The organism is Viridibacillus sp. NPDC093762, from assembly GCF_050279675.1.
GTDB lineage: Bacteria > Bacillota > Bacilli > Bacillales_A > Planococcaceae > Viridibacillus.
This window is the reverse complement of the sequence record NZ_JBNNUK010000046.1, coordinates 1-3,841: the sequence shown is the minus strand read 5'-3', so window position 1 is coordinate 3,841 and position 3,841 is coordinate 1. Positions and strand designations below refer to the sequence as shown.

At 34.4% G+C, this 3,841-nt stretch carries 6 protein-coding genes; all 6 read right to left on the bottom strand.

Translation table 11 applies throughout. The features are described from left to right. Nucleotides 1-225: 225 nt before the first annotated feature. Nucleotides 226-453 (bottom strand): hypothetical protein, encoded by a 228-nt coding sequence (locus ACQKM9_RS21755; protein ID WP_427736560.1) that lies wholly within the window; start codon nt 451-453, stop codon nt 226-228. Nucleotides 454-521: 68 nt separating this feature from the next. After that, nucleotides 522-884 (bottom strand): hypothetical protein, encoded by a 363-nt coding sequence (locus ACQKM9_RS21750; RefSeq protein WP_427736558.1) that lies wholly within the window; start codon nt 882-884, stop codon nt 522-524. 92 nt (nt 885-976) lie between these two features. Next, nucleotides 977-1,891 carry a helix-turn-helix transcriptional regulator gene (locus ACQKM9_RS21745; protein ID WP_427736557.1) on the bottom strand — a complete coding sequence of 305 codons (915 nt, stop codon included), beginning with the start codon at nt 1,889-1,891 and terminating at the stop codon, nt 977-979. After that, nucleotides 1,888-1,998: a helix-turn-helix domain-containing protein gene (locus ACQKM9_RS21740; protein ID WP_386847352.1), complete on the bottom strand. Its 111-nt coding sequence runs from the start codon at nt 1,996-1,998 to the stop codon at nt 1,888-1,890. Before ACQKM9_RS21740 ends, ACQKM9_RS21745 begins: the two co-directional genes overlap by 4 nt. A gap of 64 nt (nt 1,999-2,062) precedes the next feature. Continuing rightward, nucleotides 2,063-2,989 (bottom strand): alpha/beta hydrolase, encoded by a 927-nt coding sequence (locus tag ACQKM9_RS21735; protein ID WP_427736556.1) that lies wholly within the window; start codon nt 2,987-2,989, stop codon nt 2,063-2,065. Between the two features lie 402 nt (nt 2,990-3,391). Further along, nucleotides 3,392-3,841 (bottom strand): transposase (locus tag ACQKM9_RS21730; RefSeq protein WP_427736555.1); only part of this gene is annotated, 450 nt, incomplete at its 5' end.

The following is a 3,841-nucleotide window of genomic DNA, read 5'->3' as shown; positions in this document are numbered from 1 at the left end:
GACGTTGACGTGACATAATAGCACGCTCCTTTAAGTTGGTAGTCTAAGTGTACTAGCCCTTATTTTTTATGTCCAACTTAGTGTAGCCGATTCACTAAACTGCTGTGTTAGATTAAGTGTAACAGCTCACAATGGATCGCCGAAATCTACTTGATGTTTTGGACAATAAAATAGACCATCGAAATGATGGTCTTGTTTAACTAAGCACCCTTTAGTCCAAGAAGGTTAGTTCTTTGTTAGGTTTGATGTATAAATCAATTCTTTCTTAGCACTTTCACTCTTACCCCACCATTCAACAACCATGTAAATATTATTTATTTCATTTAATGTAATAGGGGTTCCATCTTCGTTCAGATATGTCCCACCTTCAATTGCGCCAGTTGATTCCTCTGCAATATTAATTCCAACACTAGTTACCGAACCAGTATGTACTACTAGGGGGCAGTGTATCATCTGTACAGAGAATCCAATAGAAACCCGAACAACATTTAAATAATACTCAAAGTTGTTCGGGTTCAGTTTTAACTATTCTTCTTTTCTATTGTGATGATCATTTTTCCTTGTTCTAAAAAATAATTTCCATTGGCCATTTTACTTTTCAACTCTCCCGAAGTGATGCCTTCAGCAAAGACTCCTTTTTCTTCAAAGAACATACTATCAACTAGTTTATTATCTGAACTTTCAAAAAAGCTGTATCCAATAAAAGTTGATGTTGATTTATGAATATCTTCTTTATTATATTCCGAATAAAAAATCGTGTAGTTTGAATGCAAGACCCCATTAAATTCTCCTTCGATTGAATATTCAGCTGTTGCTTGAGTAATGGAATGAACGGGTTCCGTTTCTGTCCAATTTAAAAGATTTAAGTCGCTTTTCAGTACCATAGTTATTTCATCTTCTTTCGTTAAAATTTGCGGAGTTAGTAACAACTCTTAAACATAATATACCATCACTAACCTGACAACTAATTGTCAAGTTAGGTAAAATAAATTCGAGTCATTTTTTCTATATGAGCCATTATTTTATTTTTAAAACTCTTGGGTGAAAGGACTTCCACCTGGGATCCAAAACTTAGAATTAACTTTACAACCCACTCTTCATCAGGATAAGAAATTCTAACTAGTAAATGGTCAACGCCACTTTTATCAATGTTTGTTTCGGGAAAGGAATCAAACACCTCTTGAGAACTGGTTAGTGGAAATCGTAAAACTATATCGATTTTAACTATTTCTGATTCTAATGATTTCATCCAATTTGAAAATTCCTGATAACCATCTAAGTATTCAAAGGATTCTGTAAATAACGTATTACCAACTTTCAGTTCATGTATTCGGGATAAACGATAAAATTTTGGTTTCGTCTCATTTTCTGGCCAACCGAACAGGTACCAACTCAAATGATAGAAGAATACTTGAATTGGTTTTACTTTTTTAGTTTCAAGCTGTTCTTTTTTTGCATAAGAAAAAGTAAGACACTTTTTATCTTTAATCGCTTGTCGAATATCGGTTACCTTAACTCCGTCCTTGTTATTTAAGAAAGAAAAATCAATTGAATTTTCTGTTTTGGACTCATAAAGTAAGGTTATTTTTGCAAGGATATTCTGTAATGCCTTGTCAGTATGTAAAGTCATCGTACTCGTTAGTGTTTCCTTGATTAGACGTAAATCCTCTTCTGTAAAGTAACTATGAGGAAAATAATAACCTTCGATTAGGCGATATCCCCCGAGATTTCCTTGTTCGGCATAGATTGGAAATCCAGCAAGTGATAGTGTATCCATATCTCGATAAACTGTTCGGGTTGAGACAGCCAAATGTTTGGCAACTTCCTCAGCTGTTACTTTTTGTTTGTTCAATAAAATAAATATAATTTTTAATAAGCGCTCTATCTTCATAAATATCCCCTATTTTTTCTTTTATCAAGTGCTCGATACAAGGTTGATTTCGATAATTTTGTTATGGTACAAATTTTCTTTATTGTCATATCGCCCTCAAGCAACAATTTACATATATTAACTTATTCATCACCATTCCCTAAAACCCTTCTTCTTCAACTAAAGCACCCATTAGTTAAATAAGGAATTTATTTTATCAATTGATTGAACTATAATATCGGGTCTATCCATATGTATTGAATGACTTGCTTCTTGTGCGATTATGAATTTACTATTTGAAGTAAGATTAACTTGGTTCATAATAAGTTCTTGCCACTTTTCTTCAAATAACCTTAACTCCCACTCTGGTAAACCCTCCATAGTGCCTAACCTAATGTTATGCTCTTTATCTCGACCAATAATAATTAATGGTATATCAGGGTATACTGCCAAATTCTTTATAATATCTCCATCCCTCTTCCAGTTGCTAATTTCAGAATGCATTGCTTTGTATAAAGAAGGATTTATCTGGAAATTTATTAAGCGTTGTTGAATATCATTCGGGAGTAGCTTCTGTTTTTCTGTTAGAGAAGGATTAATAACTTCACTTAATTCCTCCCTTTTCATTTGAGAATAAGAATGACATTTTTCCATCCAAAATTCATCGGTTGACCCTTTATTTAAAACAGGTAAATCCAAATCATCTAAAACCCTTAAATCAACAGAAGTTGAATCTACTAATACTATTCCAGCAACCTTTTTAGGATGCTCTTTCACAAAATGTTGTACACATAACCCACCATAGGAATGACCAACTAATACTACAGGTTCAGATAATTTAAGTAAAAGTATCATCTCACTTACTTCGTTTACGACTGTCTGTGTGTTCCGGACTTCATCACGAATTTCACTTGCCCCTAGCCCTGGTCTATGAAACATAATAACTCTATTTGATTTACTTAATGACTCTGTCACTTCGTACCATTCATCGAATGAACAACCCATTCCTGTAAGGATAATTATTGGTGTCCCATTTTCCCCTTTTTGAAGTATCTCAACCTTATTTTGATTTATTGTTAAAAATTGACTGATTTTACTCACACCTTTCTTAAATATCAATTAATGTAAGGTTTTCTTGTTTAACTAAACTCCCTCTATAAACATTGATGTATCAACGGTTTTCATCACTTCGTGTTGTAATGAAAATATTTTTCCATCTCTTTTGTAAACAGATGATTGAATTTATAGTTTTTATTACCAAATCGGGCGTACGCTTCGCTAAAACTAATGAGAATCATTAGCTTTTTTATCCACTATTTGATGCACAATGGATCTCTGCGATACTTATGACGACTTACCCTCCCATGTCTCTTAGCGTCAGTGCGCTTACATTCCTTCGTTCGGTCTATTCATAAGGCAGAGGCCTGCTAAGCTGCCCCGGGGACTCTTGGTCTAAGTTTAGTTATGTTGCTGGCTTCTCCGTGTCATCCTTTTAGTTATAGTTCGATGAAAAAAATTTATTTACGCTGCCTCTGCGAGACAGTAGAGGTCTTTCATCATATGTTTCTCGTCAAAACGGACTTTCTTTTTACAAATACCATGTAATACCTTCAATAATTTACCACAGAGTACTACCATCGACTGCTTTCCCCGTAGGGGATTTTGTTGACGTGTTGTGTAATATTCATGAAGCTGCTTAAACGCTTCATTGTGACGAATGAGTGGTACTATTACTTTGAACAGAATATATCTAAGTCTCTTTCTTCCTCGTTTGGAGATATGTTTTTGCCCTTTATGTTGACCAGATGAGTTTTCACGTAAGGTTAATCCCGCTAGTTTGATGAGTTGGCGTGGATTTTCATAAAGTGAAAAGCATCCTACTTCTGAAAGTAAATCAACAATCGTCGCATCTCCTAAACCTGGAACCGATGCAAGTAGATCATATTCCATCGTTGTTTTAGCCATTTCGGC